Annotated in this window: 17 protein-coding genes; 9 read left to right on the top strand and 8 right to left on the bottom strand. The window is 65.0% G+C overall.

Annotated features, from left to right (window positions below):
- Positions 1-1,335 (bottom strand): type I glutamate--ammonia ligase, encoded by a 1,335-nt coding sequence (gene glnA / locus B5E42_RS02290; protein WP_087236480.1) that lies wholly within the window; start codon positions 1,333-1,335, stop codon positions 1-3.
- 307 nt (positions 1,336-1,642) lie between these two features.
- On the opposite strand from glnA, the gene B5E42_RS02285 reads away from it, so the two are divergent.
- The 6 genes from B5E42_RS02285 to B5E42_RS02265 all read left to right on the top strand — a co-directional run bounded on the left by B5E42_RS02285 (position 1,643) and on the right by B5E42_RS02265 (position 6,917).
- Complete coding sequence (locus B5E42_RS02285) at positions 1,643-3,325, top strand: glutamine--tRNA ligase/YqeY domain fusion protein (RefSeq protein ID WP_087236478.1); 1,683 nt, start codon at positions 1,643-1,645, stop codon at positions 3,323-3,325.
- Between the two features lie 100 nt (positions 3,326-3,425).
- Complete coding sequence (locus B5E42_RS02280; RefSeq protein ID WP_087236476.1) at positions 3,426-4,457, top strand: aminotransferase class I/II-fold pyridoxal phosphate-dependent enzyme; 1,032 nt, start codon at positions 3,426-3,428, stop codon at positions 4,455-4,457.
- Between the two features lie 79 nt (positions 4,458-4,536).
- A complete protein-coding gene (locus B5E42_RS02275) occupies positions 4,537-5,121 on the top strand; it encodes a sigma-70 family RNA polymerase sigma factor (protein WP_343214171.1) in 585 nt (194 codons plus the stop codon).
- Positions 5,118-6,125: a DUF4179 domain-containing protein gene (locus tag B5E42_RS02270; RefSeq protein ID WP_242966988.1), complete on the top strand. Its 1,008-nt coding sequence runs from the start codon at positions 5,118-5,120 to the stop codon at positions 6,123-6,125. The genes B5E42_RS02275 and B5E42_RS02270 overlap by 4 nt, the downstream gene beginning before the upstream one ends.
- A 23-nt stretch (positions 6,126-6,148) precedes the next feature.
- Entirely contained in the window at positions 6,149-6,319 is a 171-nt protein-coding gene (locus B5E42_RS19450) for a hypothetical protein (RefSeq protein WP_242966987.1), read from the top strand.
- Positions 6,320-6,443: 124 nt separating this feature from the next.
- Positions 6,444-6,917 (top strand): DUF2798 domain-containing protein, encoded by a 474-nt coding sequence (locus B5E42_RS02265; protein WP_087236471.1) that lies wholly within the window; start codon positions 6,444-6,446, stop codon positions 6,915-6,917.
- Between the two features lie 5 nt (positions 6,918-6,922).
- Here B5E42_RS02265 and B5E42_RS02260 read toward each other — a convergent pair whose 3' ends face one another.
- Entirely contained in the window at positions 6,923-7,867 is a 945-nt protein-coding gene (locus B5E42_RS02260; protein ID WP_087236469.1) for an L-lactate dehydrogenase, read from the bottom strand.
- Positions 7,868-7,994: 127 nt separating this feature from the next.
- Positions 7,995-9,194, bottom strand: coding sequence for an FtsW/RodA/SpoVE family cell cycle protein (locus B5E42_RS02255; protein ID WP_087236467.1), 1,200 nt, complete (start codon positions 9,192-9,194; stop codon positions 7,995-7,997).
- A 124-nt stretch (positions 9,195-9,318) separates the two neighbouring features.
- Between B5E42_RS02255 and tsaE the strand changes: the two genes are divergently transcribed.
- Genes tsaE through upp form a run of 3 tightly spaced genes read left to right on the top strand, consistent with a single transcriptional unit; the run spans position 9,319 to position 11,093 of the window.
- Positions 9,319-9,747 (top strand): tRNA (adenosine(37)-N6)-threonylcarbamoyltransferase complex ATPase subunit type 1 TsaE, encoded by a 429-nt coding sequence (gene tsaE, locus B5E42_RS02250; RefSeq protein WP_087236465.1) that lies wholly within the window; start codon positions 9,319-9,321, stop codon positions 9,745-9,747.
- A complete protein-coding gene (gene tsaB, locus B5E42_RS02245; RefSeq protein WP_087236463.1) occupies positions 9,744-10,454 on the top strand; it encodes a tRNA (adenosine(37)-N6)-threonylcarbamoyltransferase complex dimerization subunit type 1 TsaB in 711 nt (236 codons plus the stop codon). Before tsaE ends, tsaB begins: the two co-directional genes overlap by 4 nt.
- 9 nt (positions 10,455-10,463) lie before the next feature.
- Positions 10,464-11,093, top strand: coding sequence for a uracil phosphoribosyltransferase (gene upp, locus B5E42_RS02240; RefSeq protein ID WP_087236641.1), 630 nt, complete (start codon positions 10,464-10,466; stop codon positions 11,091-11,093).
- Between the two features lie 57 nt (positions 11,094-11,150).
- On the opposite strand, the gene gltA is transcribed toward upp, so the two are convergent.
- From gltA to B5E42_RS19440, 5 genes are all read right to left on the bottom strand, one after another.
- The gene (gene gltA, locus B5E42_RS02235) at positions 11,151-12,548 is read right to left on the bottom strand and encodes an NADPH-dependent glutamate synthase (protein WP_087236461.1); all 1,398 of its coding nucleotides are present in this window, start codon (positions 12,546-12,548) and stop codon (positions 11,151-11,153) included.
- Between the two features lie 19 nt (positions 12,549-12,567).
- Complete coding sequence (locus tag B5E42_RS02230; RefSeq protein ID WP_087236459.1) at positions 12,568-13,428, bottom strand: sulfide/dihydroorotate dehydrogenase-like FAD/NAD-binding protein; 861 nt, start codon at positions 13,426-13,428, stop codon at positions 12,568-12,570.
- 192 nt (positions 13,429-13,620) lie between these two features.
- Complete coding sequence (locus B5E42_RS02225) at positions 13,621-14,541, bottom strand: HAMP domain-containing sensor histidine kinase (protein WP_087236457.1); 921 nt, start codon at positions 14,539-14,541, stop codon at positions 13,621-13,623.
- Positions 14,542-14,595: 54 nt separating this feature from the next.
- A complete protein-coding gene (locus B5E42_RS19445) occupies positions 14,596-14,970 on the bottom strand; it encodes a hypothetical protein (RefSeq protein ID WP_242966986.1) in 375 nt (124 codons plus the stop codon).
- Positions 14,960-15,346, bottom strand: coding sequence for a hypothetical protein (locus tag B5E42_RS19440; RefSeq protein WP_242966985.1), 387 nt, complete (start codon positions 15,344-15,346; stop codon positions 14,960-14,962). The genes B5E42_RS19445 and B5E42_RS19440 overlap by 11 nt, the downstream gene beginning before the upstream one ends.
- Positions 15,347-15,363 lie beyond the last annotated feature (17 nt).

Below are 15,363 nucleotides of genomic sequence, written 5' to 3'. Positions count from 1 at the left end.
TTAATAGTTGATGATATACTTCTCCCGCTCCCAGGAGGACACCCGGGTGCGGTACTCGTCCCACTCCCGCCACTTGCCGGCCAGGTAGTTGGCGGCCACGTGCTCGCCCAGGGCGTCCAGGATCAGCTGGTCGTCCTCCAGGGCGTGGAGGGCCTCCTCCAGGGAGCCGGGCAGGCTCTCGATGCCGTGGGCCTTTCGGGCGGCGTCATCCATGGCATAGATGTTCTCGGTGATCTCCGCCGGCGGGGTCATGCCCTTCTCAATGCCGTCCAGGCCGGCGGCCAGGCAGACGGCGAAGGCCAGATAGGGGTTGCAGGCCGGGTCGGGGGAGCGCAGCTCCACCCGGGTGCCCTGCCCGCGGCTGGCGGGAATCCGAATCAGGGCGGAGCGGTTGGAGGCCGACCAGGCCAGGTAGCAGGGGGCCTCGTAGCCCGGCACCAGCCGCTTGTAGGAGTTGACCAGGGGGTTGGTGATGGCGGCCATGCCCCGCATGTGGTGGAGCAGGCCGGCGATGAAGCTGTACGCCTCCCTGGACAGGCCCTTGGGATCGTTGGGATCGTAGAACACGTTCCTGCCGTCCCGGAACAGGGACATGTTGGTATGCATACCAGAGCCGGCCACCCCGAAGATGGGCTTGGGCATGAAGGTGGCGTGGAGGCCGTTGCGCTGGGCCAGGGTCTTCACCGCCAGCTTGAAGGTCATGATGTTGTCGGCGGCATGGAGGGCCTCGGCGTACTTGAAGTCGATCTCGTGCTGGCCCTGGGCGCACTCGTGGTGGCTGGCCTCGATCTCGAACTCCATCTGCTCCAGGGCCATGCAGATCTCCCGCCGGGTGGACTCCCCGTGATCCAGGGGGCCCAGGTCGAAGTAGCCCGCCTCGTCGTTGGTCTTGGTGGTGGGCTTGCCCTCGTCGTCGGTCTGGAACAGGAAGAACTCCGCCTCGGGGCCCACATTGAAGCGGTCAAAGCCCATGGCGTTGGCCTTCTCGATCACTCTCTTGAGCACATACCGGGGGTCGCCCACGAAGGGGGTGCCGTCGGTGTTGTACACGTCGCAGATGAGCCGGGCCACCTTGCCGTGGCTGGGCCGCCAGGGGAAGATGCGGAAGCTCTTGAGGTCGGGATAGAGGTACTGGTCGGACTCGTCGATGCGGACGAAGCCCTCGATGGAGGAGCCGTCGAACATGCACTGGTTGTTGACCGCCTTCTCAATCTGGGAGGCGGTGATGGCCACGTTTTTCAGCATGCCGAAGATGTCGGTGAACTGGAGGCGGATGAACTCAATCTCCTCCTCCTTTACAATACGGATGATGTCCTCTTTGTTGTAGACCACCATTGGCCGGTGCCCCTTTCTTCTTACAAATGAAGGCGCTCCGCCCTCCGGGTCGGAACGCCTTTGTTCACAACGATTGTCCCAAGTATATCCCGCCGGGCCGCCCGCTGTCAAGGGGGTTCCCGGCGGTTTTGTCCACTTTGTGGCAACTCGCCGGGGCGCTCTCCCCTTTCCCCGCCCCCCTTTATGCAGTTTTCGCCGTCCCGGCGGAAAAAATACCCGCGGAACCAACCGTCTCTCTTGCTTTTTTGCCGTTTTCAGAGTACAATATTGGTTCGTATCAAGAAGCAAGAATAAGGAGTGAATCAACATGCCAGAAGAGCGGAACACCACCATGACGCAGAACTTCATCCATGATTTCATCGACGAGGACATCGCCCAGGGTGGTCAGTTCCAGGGCATGACCGTCCACACCCGGTTCCCCCCGGAGCCCAACGGCTACCTGCACATCGGCCATGCCAAGGCGATCTTCGTGGACTTCGGCACCGCCGAGAAGTACGGCGGATTGTGCAACCTGCGCATGGACGACACCAACCCCACCAAGGAGGACGTGGAGTACGTGGAGGCCATCCAGGAGGATATCCACTGGCTGGGCTACGACTGGGGCGACCGCTTCTACTTCGCCTCCGACTATTTTGAGCAGATGTACGGCTACGCGGTGGAGCTCATCAGGAAGGGCCTGGCCTACGTGTGCGAGCTCACCCCCGAGGAGTTCAAGGAGTACCGGGGCGACGTGAATACCCCCGCCCGCTCCCCCTGGCGGGACCGGCCCATTGAGGAGTCCCTGGATCTCTTCGCCCGGATGCGGGCCGGTGAGTTCCCCAACGGCAAATACACCCTGCGGGCCAAGATCGACCTGGCCAGCGGCAACTTCAACATGCGGGATCCGGTGATCTACCGCATCAACCACATGCATCACCACCGGCAGGGGGACAAGTGGTGCATCTACCCCATGTACGACTTCGCCCACCCCCTGGAGGATGCCATCGAGGGCATCACCCACTCCCTGTGCTCCCTGGAGTTTGAGGATCACCGCCCCCTGTACGACTGGGTGATCGCCAACTGCTCCGTCCCCGCCAAGCCCCGGCAGATCGAGTTTGCCCGTCTGGGCATCAACTACACCGTCATGAGCAAGCGCAAGCTGCGCCAGCTGGTGGAGGAGAACCGGGTGTCCGGCTGGGACGACCCCCGCATGCCCACCCTGTGCGGCCTGCGCCGCCGGGGCTACACCCCCCGTTCCATCCGCAACTTCTCCGAGCGCAACGGCGTGAGCAAGGCCGCCTCCACCGTGGAGTTCGCCTTCCTGGAGCACTGCCTGCGGGAGGATCTGAACGAGACCGCCCAGCGGCGCATGGCGGTGCTCCGCCCGGTCAAGCTGACCCTCACTAACTACCCCGAGGGGCAGAGCGAGACCTTCACCGTGGAGAACAACCCCAACCGGCCCGAGGACGGCAGCCGGGAGGTGGCTTTCTCCCGCACCCTGTACGTGGAGGCCGAGGACTTCCTGGAGACCCCGGTGCCCAAGTACAAGCGCCTCTATCCCGACGGCCCCGAGTGCCGCCTGAAGGGCGCCTATGTGATCAAATGCACCGGCTGCGTCAAGGACGCCGACGGCAATGTGGTGGAGATCCTGGCCACCTATGATCCGGACAGCCGGGGCGGTGACCCCGCCGACGGCCGCAAGGTGAAGGGCGCCACCATCCACTGGGTGGACGCCGCCACCGCCGTGGACGCCGAGGTGCGGCTGTACGACAACCTGTTCACCGACCCCGACCCCGACGGCGGGGACAAGAACTTCCTGGACTGCCTCAACCCCAATTCCCTGGAGGTGCTCCCCCACGCCAAGGTGGAGGCCGGTCTGGCCGGGGCACAGGCCCCCGCCTCCTTCCAGTTTCTCCGCCAGGGCTACTTCTGCGTGGACAACAGGGACTCCTCCCCGGAGCACCTGGTGTTCAACCGTTCGGTGAGTCTGAAGGACTCCTTCAAGTTCTAATCTCGTTCCGACGGCGGGCGACCGCAGGCCGCCCCCACGCGCCCATGGTGCAGGGGGAAGCCCGCGGCCGCCCGCCTTATTTTATCAGGAGGTCACGCATATGAAGTACATGTTCCGCAACGACTACTCCTTCGGCGCCCACCCCAAGGTTCTGGAGGCGGTGTGCGCGGTGAACCTGGAGGGCAACTGGGGCTACGGCGACGACGGCTACACCGCAAAGGCCAAAGACCGGATCCGGGAGGTGTGCGGCTGCCCCGACGCCATGGTGGAGTTCCTGGTGGGCGGCACCCAGACCAACGTGGTGGCCTGCTCCTTCCTGCTCAAGCCCTGGGAGGCGGCCATCTGCCCCGACTCCGGCCACCTGAACGGCCACGAGGTGGGCGCCTTTGAGGCCACCGGCCACAAGATTCTCCCCGTGACCGTGGGGGGCGACGGCAAGATCACCCCGGATATGCTGAACCCCGTGGTGGAGCGGCACCAGGATCCCCACCTGACCAAGCCTGGCCTGGTCTATATCTCCAACGCCACCGAGAACGGCACGGTGTACACCAAGGCGGAGCTCACCGCCCTGTACCGGCGCTGCCAGGAGCTGGGCCTGCTGCTCTTCGTGGACGGCGCACGGCTGGGGGCCGCCCTCACCTCTGACGCCAACGACCTGACCCTGCCGGAGTTCGCCCATCTGTGCGACGCCTTCTACATCGGCGGCACCAAGAATGGCGCCATGTTCGGCGAGGCGCTGGTGATCACCCGCCCCGAACTCACCGACGGGTTCTTCCGCATGAAGAAGCGCATGGGCGCGGTGATGGAGAAGGGCTGGATCCAGGGCGTCATGTTCCAGGCCCTGTTCACCGATGACCTCTACTTCCAGATGGCCCGCCACGCCAACGAGATGGCCGCCCGCCTCCAGGACGGCCTGAAGGCCAAGGGCTGGACGCTGTGGGTGGAGTCCCCCACCAACCAGGTCTTTGCCACCGTCCCCAACGACGTGAAGCCCCAGATCGACGTGGTCTGCGACTACGAGGACTGGTGCCCCTACGACGAAACCCACACCGTGGTGCGCTTCGTCACCTGCTTCCACACCTCCCAGGAGGACGTGGACGGCCTGCTGGCCGCCCTGCCCGACCTGCACTGAGCTTCTTCAATTCCCCGAGGCCAACGCCTCGGGGAATTTTTTTGCCCGATTTCGTAACCAAACCGTCTCCGCTTCGTATATACTGATAGAACCGGTTCTTGGAGAGGAGGGGGACAGGCTGGACGAGGTTACACTGGCGAAAAAGCTCCGGCAGGGCAGCCGCCTGGCGCTGGAGAGGGCCATCGACCGCTTCACCCCCTATGTGAGCGCCGTGGTGGTGCGGGTGCTCGCCGGGCGGGGCACCCGGGAGGACGTAGAGGAGCTGACCGCCGACGTGTTTCTGGCCCTGTGGGCCCACGCCGGGGAGCTGGAGCCGGAGCAGGGCCTGCGGCCCTGGCTGGGGGCGGTGGCCCGGAACAAGGCCGCGGACTGGCTGCGCACCCACAGGGAGGCCGTCCCCCTGCCGGAGAACGCCGCCGCCCCCGGAGGCGTGGATCCCCAGGACGAGGCGGAGCGCCGGGAGTGGGCCGCCCGGCTGTGGGACGCGGTAGAGGGGCTGGACGAGCCCGACCGCACCCTGTTCCTGCGCTATTACCACTACGGAGACAAACTCAAGGACATCGCCCGGGCCTTGGGCCTGACCCAGGCCGCCGCCAAGCAGCGGCTGTTCCGGGGGCGGAAGGCCCTGCGGGATATCCTGACGAAAGGAGGGGTGGAGGCGTGAGAGACCGGATGCAGGCGCTGTGGGACGACGTGGTGCCCCTGGGCGGGGCCTGCCCCCAGGCCGACCCGGCGGCGGTCAAGCGGCGGGTCAACGCCGCGCTGAACGCCGTCCCCTCGGAAAGGAGAACCTATATGAGACAGAAAATCCGCTTCGCGGCGGCCGCCGCCGCCGTGGTGGGCCTGCTGGCGGGGACGGCACTGGCCGCCGCCGGCCAGTGGAACGTGCTGGACTTCTACTTTGAGGGGGATAATACCCCCGCCGATGACTACGTGAACCATGAGACATACTCCGTCAGCGATGACAACTACACCCTGTCCGTCACCAGCTCGGTGGCGGACACCCGCTCGGCCTACCTGCTGGTGACGGTGGAGGCCAAGACCGATGAGGCAAGGGCCGCCCTCATGGCGGACGATTTCGAGAACATCAGCACTTTTGATCTCTATACACTCTCGGGCGATACTGCCAATCCGGAAGCCGCCTTGTGCGGATTTGGCTATGGGGAGGACGAACTGCTGCGCACCGACAGCTCCCGCTCCTATGGGATGAGTACGCATGAGATGGGCCCCGCCTATGCCCTCCGGCTCCGTGCGGGCTTTATGGAGGATGGCCTGTATGTGGATATTCCCCTAACCTCCGTGGAACCCCTCTCTTTAGAGATCAACGCCGATGGCACCAGCTTCGGCACCACCAATAACGTCAAAGGCGGGGCCTCCCTCACCTTGGCCTCCATTTCACTCAGCCCCCTGTCCCTGCACATGGAATACTCCTACCCGGCAGGGGGCGGGGAGGCCGAACCGCTGCTCCTGTTCCGCAAAACGGATGGCACCTTGCTGAGCTGGGGGCAGGTAGTCGGCGCCTCCGGAGGCATGTTCGCTACCGGATCGGAGAGCAGCGGCTACAGCGTCCCTGTCCGCGCCCTGTGCGAAGGGCTGGGGGTGGAGTGTATCTGGGACAATGAGGCCCAGACCGCTGCCATGACCTACCGGGGCGTACCATTGTTCTGACTCCTGGCAGTACCACTGCCCTGGTGAACGGGCAGCCGGTGGAGATGGAGGAAGCCCCCGCCGTCCAGGACGGGAAGCTGGCCGCCGAGCATCAGATTTTTACGGACACCTGGCAGCTTGCCATGAGTGTGGCCTATGACAGCTGGCCGCCCGCTGACGGCACCCAGATAGTGGCCTGGCTGATAATCCCCTGACGGAAAAACTCCTTGCGCCCCGCGTCCGGCGGTGGTAAAATAAAGCGGAACGAGCGGTGCCCGGCACGTAAGACCAGTTTACGTGCCGGGCACCGCTCTCTATTTTGGAAAGGGAGTTGCTTGTATGCCGAGAACCAAATTTCAGGAAGTAGTGTTCGCCGCCCTCATGTGCTTTTTCATGGTGCTGGCCATGGAGCTGTACAACACCGCCTTCCGCCTGGGCGGGATGTCCAACGCCTGCTGGCTCCCCGCGCTGCTGGAGCTGCGCATCATGCTGCCCATCTGCTTTGTGATGAGCTTTTTCTTCCTGGATCCCCTGGCCCAGCGCATCGCCTTCGCCCAGGTAAGTCCCGGGGCGGACAGGCCCATCCTGGTCACCCTGGTGCGGGCGGGGGTGACGGTGGCCCTCATGTGCCCCGCCATGAGCCTGTGGGCCACGGTGCTCTTCTCCGGGTTCAGCGCGGAGTTCCTCTCCGTCTGGCTCCAGACCATTGTGCGCAACTTCCCCATGGCCCTGTGCTGGCAGGTGTTCTTTTGCGGGCCCCTGGTGCGCCGGCTGTTCCGCGCCCTGTTCCGCAGGCAGCTCCAGGCCGTCTGAGGTGGCTACAGCGCCAGCCCGTCCGCCACCTGCCGCAGGGTGGCGGCGGAGGCGGCCAGGGCCTCCCGCTCCGCCGGGGAGAGGGGGATCTCCAGGGTGTCCTCCACCCCGTTCCGCCCCACCACGGCGGGTATGCTCATGCACAGGCCGTCAATGCCGTACTGGCCCTGGAGCAGATTGGACACCGGGAGCACCGAGTGCTCGTCCCGCACGATGGCGTGGGCAATGCGGGTCACCGCCATGGCCACACCGTAGTAGGTGGCCCCCTTGCGGCGGATGATCTCGTAGGCGCTGTCCCGCACCTCCCGCTGGAGCCACTCGTCGGCCTTGTCGTGCTCGTAATAGCCCCGCAGCTCGCAGAAGTGATCCAGGGGGATGCCGGACACGTTGGCCCCGCTCCACACCGCCAGCTCGCTGTCGCCGTGCTCGCCGATGATGAAGGCGTGGACGCTGCGGCTGTCCACCCCCAGCCGCTCCCCCAGCAGGTACTTGAGCCGGGCTGTGTCCAGCACCGTGCCCGAGCCCAGCACCCGGTTGGCCGGGTAGCCGGACAGCTTCCACGCCGCCCAGGTGAGCACATCCACCGGGTTGGACACCACCAGCAGGATGGCCTCCCGGTTCCGTTTGGCGATCTCCGGCACGATGCCCCGGAGGATCTCCACGTTCTTGTGAACCAGATCCAGCCGGGTCTCCCCCGGCTTCTGCCCCGCCCCGGCGGTGATGATCACCAGGGCGCAGTCCGCCACGTCGTCGTAGTCCCCCGCCCGGATGTCCATGGGCCGGGCAAAGGGCAGGCCGTGGGAGAGATCCATGGCCTCTCCCTCCGCCTTGTCCCGGTTGGCGTCGATGAGCACCAGCTCGGAGAAAATGCCGTCCTGCATGAGGGCAAAGGCGATGCTGGCCCCCACAAAGCCGCAGCCGACGATGGCCGCCTTCTGTAATTTCACCATAAAATATGCCTCCTTTGAAGCTCAGGATATCCACTTGATTCCATTCCTATTCTATACTATTTCTATAGGAATATCAAGTTTTTTCCTGAATTTCAAAGGAGGCCTATCTCCTCTTTCGACGCCGGGGCTACAGCCTGCTGCGATCCCGCAGCCAGCTGGGCAGGGAGCGCATCTTGATGCTGGAGACAATGCCCATGGCGGCAAACATGGTGACGATGGAGGTGCCGCCGTAGCTGATGAAGGGCAGGGTCAGGCCCACCACCGGGAACACGTAGAGACACATGCCCACATTGACCGCCACCTGGGCGGTGAGCATGCCGGCGTAGCCCATGGCGATGAGGGCGCTCTGGGGGGAGCTGGCCCGCCGGGACACCCAGATGCACCGCAGGATGATGGCCCCCAGCAGGCACAGCAGCAGCACGCAGCCCACCAGGCCGAACTCCTCCCCGCAGACGGCGAAGATCTCGTCGGTGTGCCGGGCGGGGAGGGACTGCTCCGAGGTGCTCTGGGTCTGGGTGCCGTTGAGGTAGCCCATGCCGAACAGGCCGCCGCTGCCGATGGCCAGGATGCTGCGGGTCTGCTGGAAGCCCGTGTCCCGGGTCTGGTCATACAGGGTATCCGGGTTGCCGGTCAGGTGGTCAAACACCACAATGAACCGCCTCATGAAGTAGCGGTCTTTGATATACGGCCAGATCAGCAGCAGCCCCACGACGCACACCACGACAGCCAGAAGAAACCACCGCTTTTTCACACCCCCGGCCCAGGCCACCACCACAAAGATGACGGCATAGGTCAGGGCCATGCCGAAATCGCCGGAGGTGGCCACAATCAGGCCGAGCATCACCAGCGTGTGCCCGGCGATGGAGAACACCGACGTGGGGCGGCTGATGCTCCCCCTCTCTCCCAGCTTCTTCATCTGCCAGGCCAGCAGCAGTACAAAGGTGAGCTTGGCCAGCTCCGCCGGCTGGAGGTTCACCGGGCAGCCGGGGATGTGCAGCCAGCTGTTGTTGCCCGTCTCCTCCCCGCCGGTTCCCAGCGGGGTCAGCAGGAGCAGGTTGATGAACACGCCGAAGAGCAGGAGCCATTTCCAGGATTTTTCCGTAAACAGTTCAATGTCCACCGAGGACAGGAGAATATAGGCCAGCACACCCAGCAGGATGCCCGCCGCCTGGATGACCATGCAGCGCATCCCCGCGGCGGCGTCCATGTACCGGGTGGCGCTGTAGATAAGCACCAGGCCAAATCCGCTGGCCAGCAGGCAGAGAGCCAGCAGCAGCCGGTCGCCCCGCTCCAGGAAGGCCCGGATGGAATCTCGAAGCCAGGACAAGTCCCCGCCTCCTTACCATTTTTTCGCAAATACCGCAATGTTATTTTAGTTTACCATCTTTTTTGCGTTTGGTAAACAGGTGTGTTATAATCTTGTCAGAATCTTCACATTTAAGAGGTGAGCCATGGAACTGCTATCCCATTCGCCGGAGGACACCGAGGACATCGGCGCCCGGCTGGCGGAACAACTGGAGCCCGGCGCGGTGGTGGCCTTTACCGGGGATCTGGGGGCGGGCAAGACCGCCTTCACCCGGGGGCTGGCCCGGGGCCTGGGTATCCCCGACCGGATCACCAGCCCCACCTTCACCATCGTCAACGAGTACGAGGGGGGCCGGCTGCCCCTGTTCCACTTCGATATGTACCGCCTGGGCTCCGCCGACGAGCTGTTTGACATCGGCTGGGAGGACTATCTCCGCCGGGGGGGCGTATGCGCCGTGGAGTGGAGCGAGAACATCGCCGATGCGCTGGAGGAGGACGCCGTGCGGGTGGATATCCGCCGGGGGGCCTCCGACCAGGAGCGCGTCATTACCATTGCGGGGGTGAGCAAGCTGTGAAAATCCTGGCCCTGGAGTCCTCCGCCGTGGCCTGCTCGGCGGCCCTGTGCGAGGACGAGAACCTGATCGCCCAGTCCTTCCAGGACAACGGCCTGACCCACTCCGTCACTCTGCTGCCCATGGCCGCCGCCCTGCTGGAGCAGTGCGGCGCCTCCCTGGAGCAGGTGGACGTCGTCGCCGTGGCCGCCGGCCCGGGCTCCTTCACCGGGGTGCGCATCGGCGTGGCCGCCGCCAAGGGGCTGGCCTGGCCGGGCAGCAAGCCCTGCGCCGCCTGTTCCACCCTGGAATCCATGGCCTGGGGCGTGGCCCACATGGGCATGGACATCTGCGCCGTCATGGACGCCCGGCGGAATCAGGTGTACAACGCCCGGTTCCTGGGCACCGGAGAGGGACTGGAGCGGCTCACCCCCGACCGGGCCATCGGCCTGGACGCGCTGGCGGAGGAGTTAAAAAACCGGGGAAAGCCGCAAATTCTGGTTGGAGACGGCGCGGTTTTATGCTATACTACTTGCAAGGAACTGGGGCTGGATGTCCGGCTGGCGCCGCCCCACCTGCGGCAGCAGAGCGCCTGGGGCGTCGCCCGGTGCGCTCTGGAGCTGGCCCGGTCGGGCCGCCTCACCGACGCGGCCTCTCTGGTGCCCGAATACCACCGGCTCTCCCAGGCGGAACGGGAGCGGCTGGAAAAAGAACGAAACAAAGGGGAATGAGCCATGGACATGGAAAAAGTACACATTCTGGATCATCCGCTGCTCCAGCACAAGCTCTCCATCCTGCGGGATGAGAACACCGGCGTCAAGGACTTCCGGGAGGTCGTCTCCGAGATCGCCACCCTCATGTGCTATGAGGCCACCCGGGATCTGCCTCTGGAGGAGGTGGAGATCAAGACCCCCATCACCACCGCCAAGTTCAAGATGATCGCCGGCAAGAAGCTGGCCATCGTCCCCGTCCTCCGGGCCGGCTTGGGCATGGTGGACGGCATCCTCACCCTGATCCCCTCCGTCAAGGTGGGCCACATCGGCCTGTACCGGGATCCCGACACCCTGGAGCCGGTGGAGTACTACTGCAAAATGCCCACCGACATCGCCGAGCGGGATGTGATCATCCTCGATCCCATGCTGGCCACCGGCGGCTCCGCCTCCGCGGCCATCCAGTTCATCAAGAACTATGAGGTCAAGCACATCAAGCTGATGAACATCATCGCCGCCCCCGAGGGCATCGAGCGGGTGCATCACGACCACCCCGACGTGGATATCTACTGCGCCGCCTTGGACGAGAAGCTCAACGACCACGGCTACATCGTCCCCGGCCTGGGCGACGCCGGCGACCGGATCTTCGGCACCAAGTAAAAATCCATTAAAAAGCGGCCGTCTCCTGCGGGAGACGGCCGCTCTGTTTCTGTTCTGTTACTTGCCGTGCTTGGCCTTCAGGTACTTGTCCATGGACTCGGCGGCCTTCTTGCCGGCGCCCATGGCCAGGATCACGGTGGCCGCGCCGGTGACCGCGTCGCCGCCGGCGTACACGCCCTCCCGGGTGGTCTCCATGGTCTCCTCGTTCACCAGCAGGCAGCCCTTCTTGTTGGTCTCCAGGCCGGGGGTGGTGGAGCGGATCAGGGGATTGGGGCTGGTGCCCAGACTCATAACCACGGTGTCCACGTCCAGGCGGAAGTTGGAGCCCTCCACCACCTTGGGGGCGCGGCGGCCGCTCTCATCGGGGGCCGCCAGGCGCATCTTCACGCACTCCAGGCCGCCCACCCGGCCGCTGCCGTCATCCAGCACCTTCACCGGGTTGGTGAGGAGCATGAACTCGATGCCCTCCTCCTTGGCGTGGTGAACCTCCTCCTTCCGGGCGGGCATCTCCTCCTCGTCCCGGCGATAGAGCACGTACACGTGCTCGGCGCCCATGCGCTTGGCACAGCGGGCGGCGTCCATGGCCACGTTGCCGCCGCCGATGATAGCGGCGGAGCCGGAGATCTTCAGCGGGGTGTCGTACCCCTCCCGGTAGGCCTTCATCAGGTTGATGCGGGTCAGGTACTCGTTGGCGGAGTACACGCCCGCCAGGGTCTCGCCCTCGATGCCCATGAACATGGGCAGGCCGGCGCCGGAGCCGATGAACACGGCCTCGTAGCCCTCGGCAAACATCTCATCGATGTCGTAGGTCTTGCCGATGACCATGTCGGTCTCCAGATCCACCCCCAGGGCGGAGAGCTTGTCCACCTCGTTCTGCACGATGGCCTTGGGCAGGCGGAACTCCGGGATGCCGTACACCAGCACGCCGCCGGCGGTATGGAAGGCCTCGAAGATGGTCACCTCATAGCCCAGCTTGGCCAGATCGCTGGCGCAGGTCAGGCTGGCCGGGCCGGAGCCCACCACCGCCACGCGGATGCCGTTGGTCTGGGGCTTGGCGGGCATGGCGTTCACGTTCTCCCGGTACCAGTCGGCCACAAAGCGCTCCAGCCGGCCGATGGCCACCGGCTCGCCCTTGATGGCGCGGACGCAGCGGGCCTCGCACTGGCTCTCCTGGGGGCAGACGCGGCCGCTGACGCTGGGCAGGGCATTGGTGTCGGAGATGATGTCGTAGGCCGCCTGGAAGTCCCCCTCGGCCACCTTGGCGATGAACTCAGGGATGCGGATATTCACGGGGCAACCGCCCACGCAGGGCTTGTTCTTGCAGTTGAGGCAGCGGGTGGCCTCCTCCATGGCCATCTCCTTGGTGTAGCCCAGGGAGACCTCCTGGAAGTTGTGGTTGCGGACGTTGGGATCCTGTTCCGGCATGGGAACCTTCTTCAGACTCATATTCGGCATTGCTCTCGGCTCCCTTCCTTTAGTGATCCATCATCTCATGGGCCAGCTGGTCAAGGCGGCAGGCGTGCCGCTCCTTCTCCTCGGCCTCCTGGGCGCGGTAGACCGCGTTGCGGTTCATCAGCTCATCAAAATCCACCTCGTGGCCGTCGAAGTCGGGGCCGTCCACGCAGGCAAACTTCATCTTGCCGCCCACGGTGACCCGGCAGCCGCCGCACATGCCGGTGCCGTCGATCATGATGGGGTTCAGGCTGACGATGGTCTTGATGCCGTAGGGCTCGGTGGTCTTGGACACGAATTTCATCATGGGGATGGGGCCGATGGCGATCACCGCGTCGTACTTGACGCCGGAGTCGATGAGCTCCTTGAGCTTGACGGTGACGAAGCCCTGCTCCCCGTAGCTGCCGTCGTCGGTCATGATGTAGCAGTGGTCGCTGACGGACTTGAACTCGTCCTCCAGGATCACGATGTCCTTGGAGCGGAAGCCGGCGATCACGTCCACCTCCAGCCCCTCGGCGTGGCAGGTCTTGGCCTGGGGGTAGGCGATGGCGCAGCCCACGCCGCCGCCCACCACGCACACACGCCTGGCGCCCTCGGGCAGCTCGGTGGGCAGGCCCAGGGGGCCCACGAAGTCCTTGATGGAATCTCCCTCGTTGAGATCGGCCAGCAGCTCGGTGGTCAGGCCCACCTTCTGGAAGATAATCGTGACCGTCCCCTTCTCGCGGTCGTAGTCCGCGATGGTCAGCGGGATCCGCTCCCCCTGCTCATCCAGGCGCAGGATGATGAACTGTCCCGCCCGGGCCTTCTTGGCGATCAGGGGGGCCTCCACCTCCAGCAAGGTCACGCTGGGGTTGAGTACCTTTTTCCGTACAATTTTTACCATGTAGCTTCAACCTCTTCTTCTCTGCTGTCTGAGCCAGCTTACTATATGGAAAGTATGCATCCACATTAAAATAAGACTGGCCGGTTTAGGAAACTCTTACAGCCGCAAGGGTTTCCAGCCCTCAGTCTTAACGCGATTACATTATCAGCTTTCGCCCCTTTTGTCAAGAAAAAAGTAACGCCGCCCTATGTCTCATACGGCGGCGTTAATCTCCCGGACGGCGGGCCAGGACAGGACGATGCAGAAGGTGTCCTCCTCCAGGGCGGCCTCCAGACGGCAGCCCATCTGATCGGCCAGGGCCTTGACGATAGCCAGCCCCAGGCCGGTGTTGCGGCCGGTGCGCATCTTGTCGGAGGTGAAGAAGCGGTCGAACACGTGGGGCACGTCCTCCGCCGTCAGCTCCCGGGTCTGGTTGGCGAAGCGGCTCACCACCCGCCCCTTTTCCAGGTACAGGCGGATGGACATGCGCCCCTCCCCGTGATCCAGGGCGTTGCGGATCAGGTTGGTGTACACCCGCAGCACCGCCGCCGGATCCCCCCACACCGGGGGCAGGTTCTCGGCCAGCTCCACATCCATGTCGAAGCCCTTGTCGGTGAAGTCGCTGTAAAAGGAGGCCAGCAGGCCGGCCAGGGTGGCCCGCAGCTCCACCGGCTCCCGCCGGAGGGGGTACTCGCCCCCCTCCAGCCGGGACAGGTCGTAGAAGCTGGTGATCAGGCTCTGGAGGGCCCTGGCTCGGCTCTCCACCACCGACAGGTACTCCTTTCGCTCCTCCTCGGCAAGCCCGGGGTCGTCCAGCAGCTGGAGGTAGCCCAGGATGGAGGTCAGCGGCGTGCGGAGATCGTGGGAGACGTTGGCGATCTGCTGGCGCAGGGCCTTCTCCCGCTGGCGGTAGGCGGACTGGTCGGCCTGGCGCAGCTCCAGCAGGCGGTTGACCTCGTCCAGCAGGGCCTCCGCCGACCCGTTGGGCACCGCCAGGCGCACCCGGGAGCCGCTCTGGTTCTCCTCCAGGGCCCGGAGCTGCCGGGCCGCCGACCGGAGGGAGCGCCGCTGAGCCCACGCCCAAAAGCCCAGGCCTATGCAGGCCAGGGCCAAAAGAATACATAAGATCAGCACAGCGGGAATCCCCCCTCGTCTTGGGATTGGGCGGCACACAGCCGGGCAGCGCCCCTACCGCACGTTTTTCCGGGTGAACATCAGCATACCCACCCCGGTGGCGGCGGCCAGCCAGCCCAGCCCCACCCCCCAGCACCACAGCTGATACTGGCTGGTGAGCCAGTCCTCCAGCACGGCGGGCATCAGCAGGGAGTAGGGCATGAGGATGGCCGTCACCAGGCTGAAGGTCTCGGTGGCCTCGTAGACGTTGAACAGGAGCATGGCAAGAAACACCAGAATGGGCTGGCCCACAAAGAAGGTCAGGTAGTACCCCGCCACCCAGGCGGCAGTGCTGCGCACCAGCAGGGCCAGGGTGTGGCACATGGCGAACAGGCCGCACCACACGGGCAGGGCCCCAGCAGGCAGAAGCCCACCACGCTCAGGGCCCACGCCGCCTCCCCGCCGCCCCGTGGGGCAGGAGGAGCCAGCCAGCCAGCAGGCTCCCCCACCAGCAGCGCGCAGATCCCCGCCCCCAGGAGCAGGATGCACACAGCTTGCCCCAGTAGATGCGCCCCCGGCTCAGGCCGAAGGACAGCTCGTTTTTCAGGGTGTCCGCCCCGCCGCCGTCCACCAGTTGCACCAGCAGCGGGGCGGCGAGGAAACCGGTGATCATGGTGTTGGACACGGCGGCGGCCAGGCTGGGGAAGCCCTTCAGGCTGCTGGTACCGGTGAACACGGCGGTGCAGAGCACCAGGAGCGCCAGCAGGATGTAGAACACCTGCCGCCGGGAGACCTTCCACAGCTCCGCCTTGATGTAGTTGAGCACGGTCTCCCCTTCTCTCT

Origin of the sequence: Flavonifractor sp. An10 (assembly GCF_002161215.1) — a bacterium.
In the GTDB taxonomy this organism is placed as follows: Bacteria; Bacillota; Clostridia; order Oscillospirales; family Oscillospiraceae; genus Flavonifractor; species Flavonifractor avistercoris.
This window is presented reverse-complemented; position numbering and strand designations above follow the sequence as displayed.

Bases quoted from the DNA above. Each gene is read 5' to 3' on its own strand.
- tsaE (WP_087236465.1), top strand. From the start codon at position 9,319: ATGGAACTGCTATCCCATTCGCCGGAGGACACCGAGGACATCGGCGCC.
- upp (WP_087236641.1), top strand. From the start codon at position 10,464: ATGGAAAAAGTACACATTCTGGATCATCCGCTGCTCCAGCACAAGCTC.
- B5E42_RS02285 (WP_087236478.1), top strand. From the start codon at position 1,643: ATGCCAGAAGAGCGGAACACCACCATGACGCAGAACTTCATCCATGAT.
- gltA (WP_087236461.1), bottom strand. From the start codon at position 12,548: ATGCCGAATATGAGTCTGAAGAAGGTTCCCATGCCGGAACAGGATCCC.
- B5E42_RS02260 (WP_087236469.1), bottom strand. From the start codon at position 7,867: ATGGTGAAATTACAGAAGGCGGCCATCGTCGGCTGCGGCTTTGTGGGG.
- B5E42_RS02265 (WP_087236471.1), top strand. From the start codon at position 6,444: ATGCCGAGAACCAAATTTCAGGAAGTAGTGTTCGCCGCCCTCATGTGC.
- B5E42_RS02280 (WP_087236476.1), top strand. From the start codon at position 3,426: ATGAAGTACATGTTCCGCAACGACTACTCCTTCGGCGCCCACCCCAAG.
- B5E42_RS02230 (WP_087236459.1), bottom strand. From the start codon at position 13,428: ATGGTAAAAATTGTACGGAAAAAGGTACTCAACCCCAGCGTGACCTTG.
- glnA (WP_087236480.1), bottom strand. From the start codon at position 1,335: ATGGTGGTCTACAACAAAGAGGACATCATCCGTATTGTAAAGGAGGAG.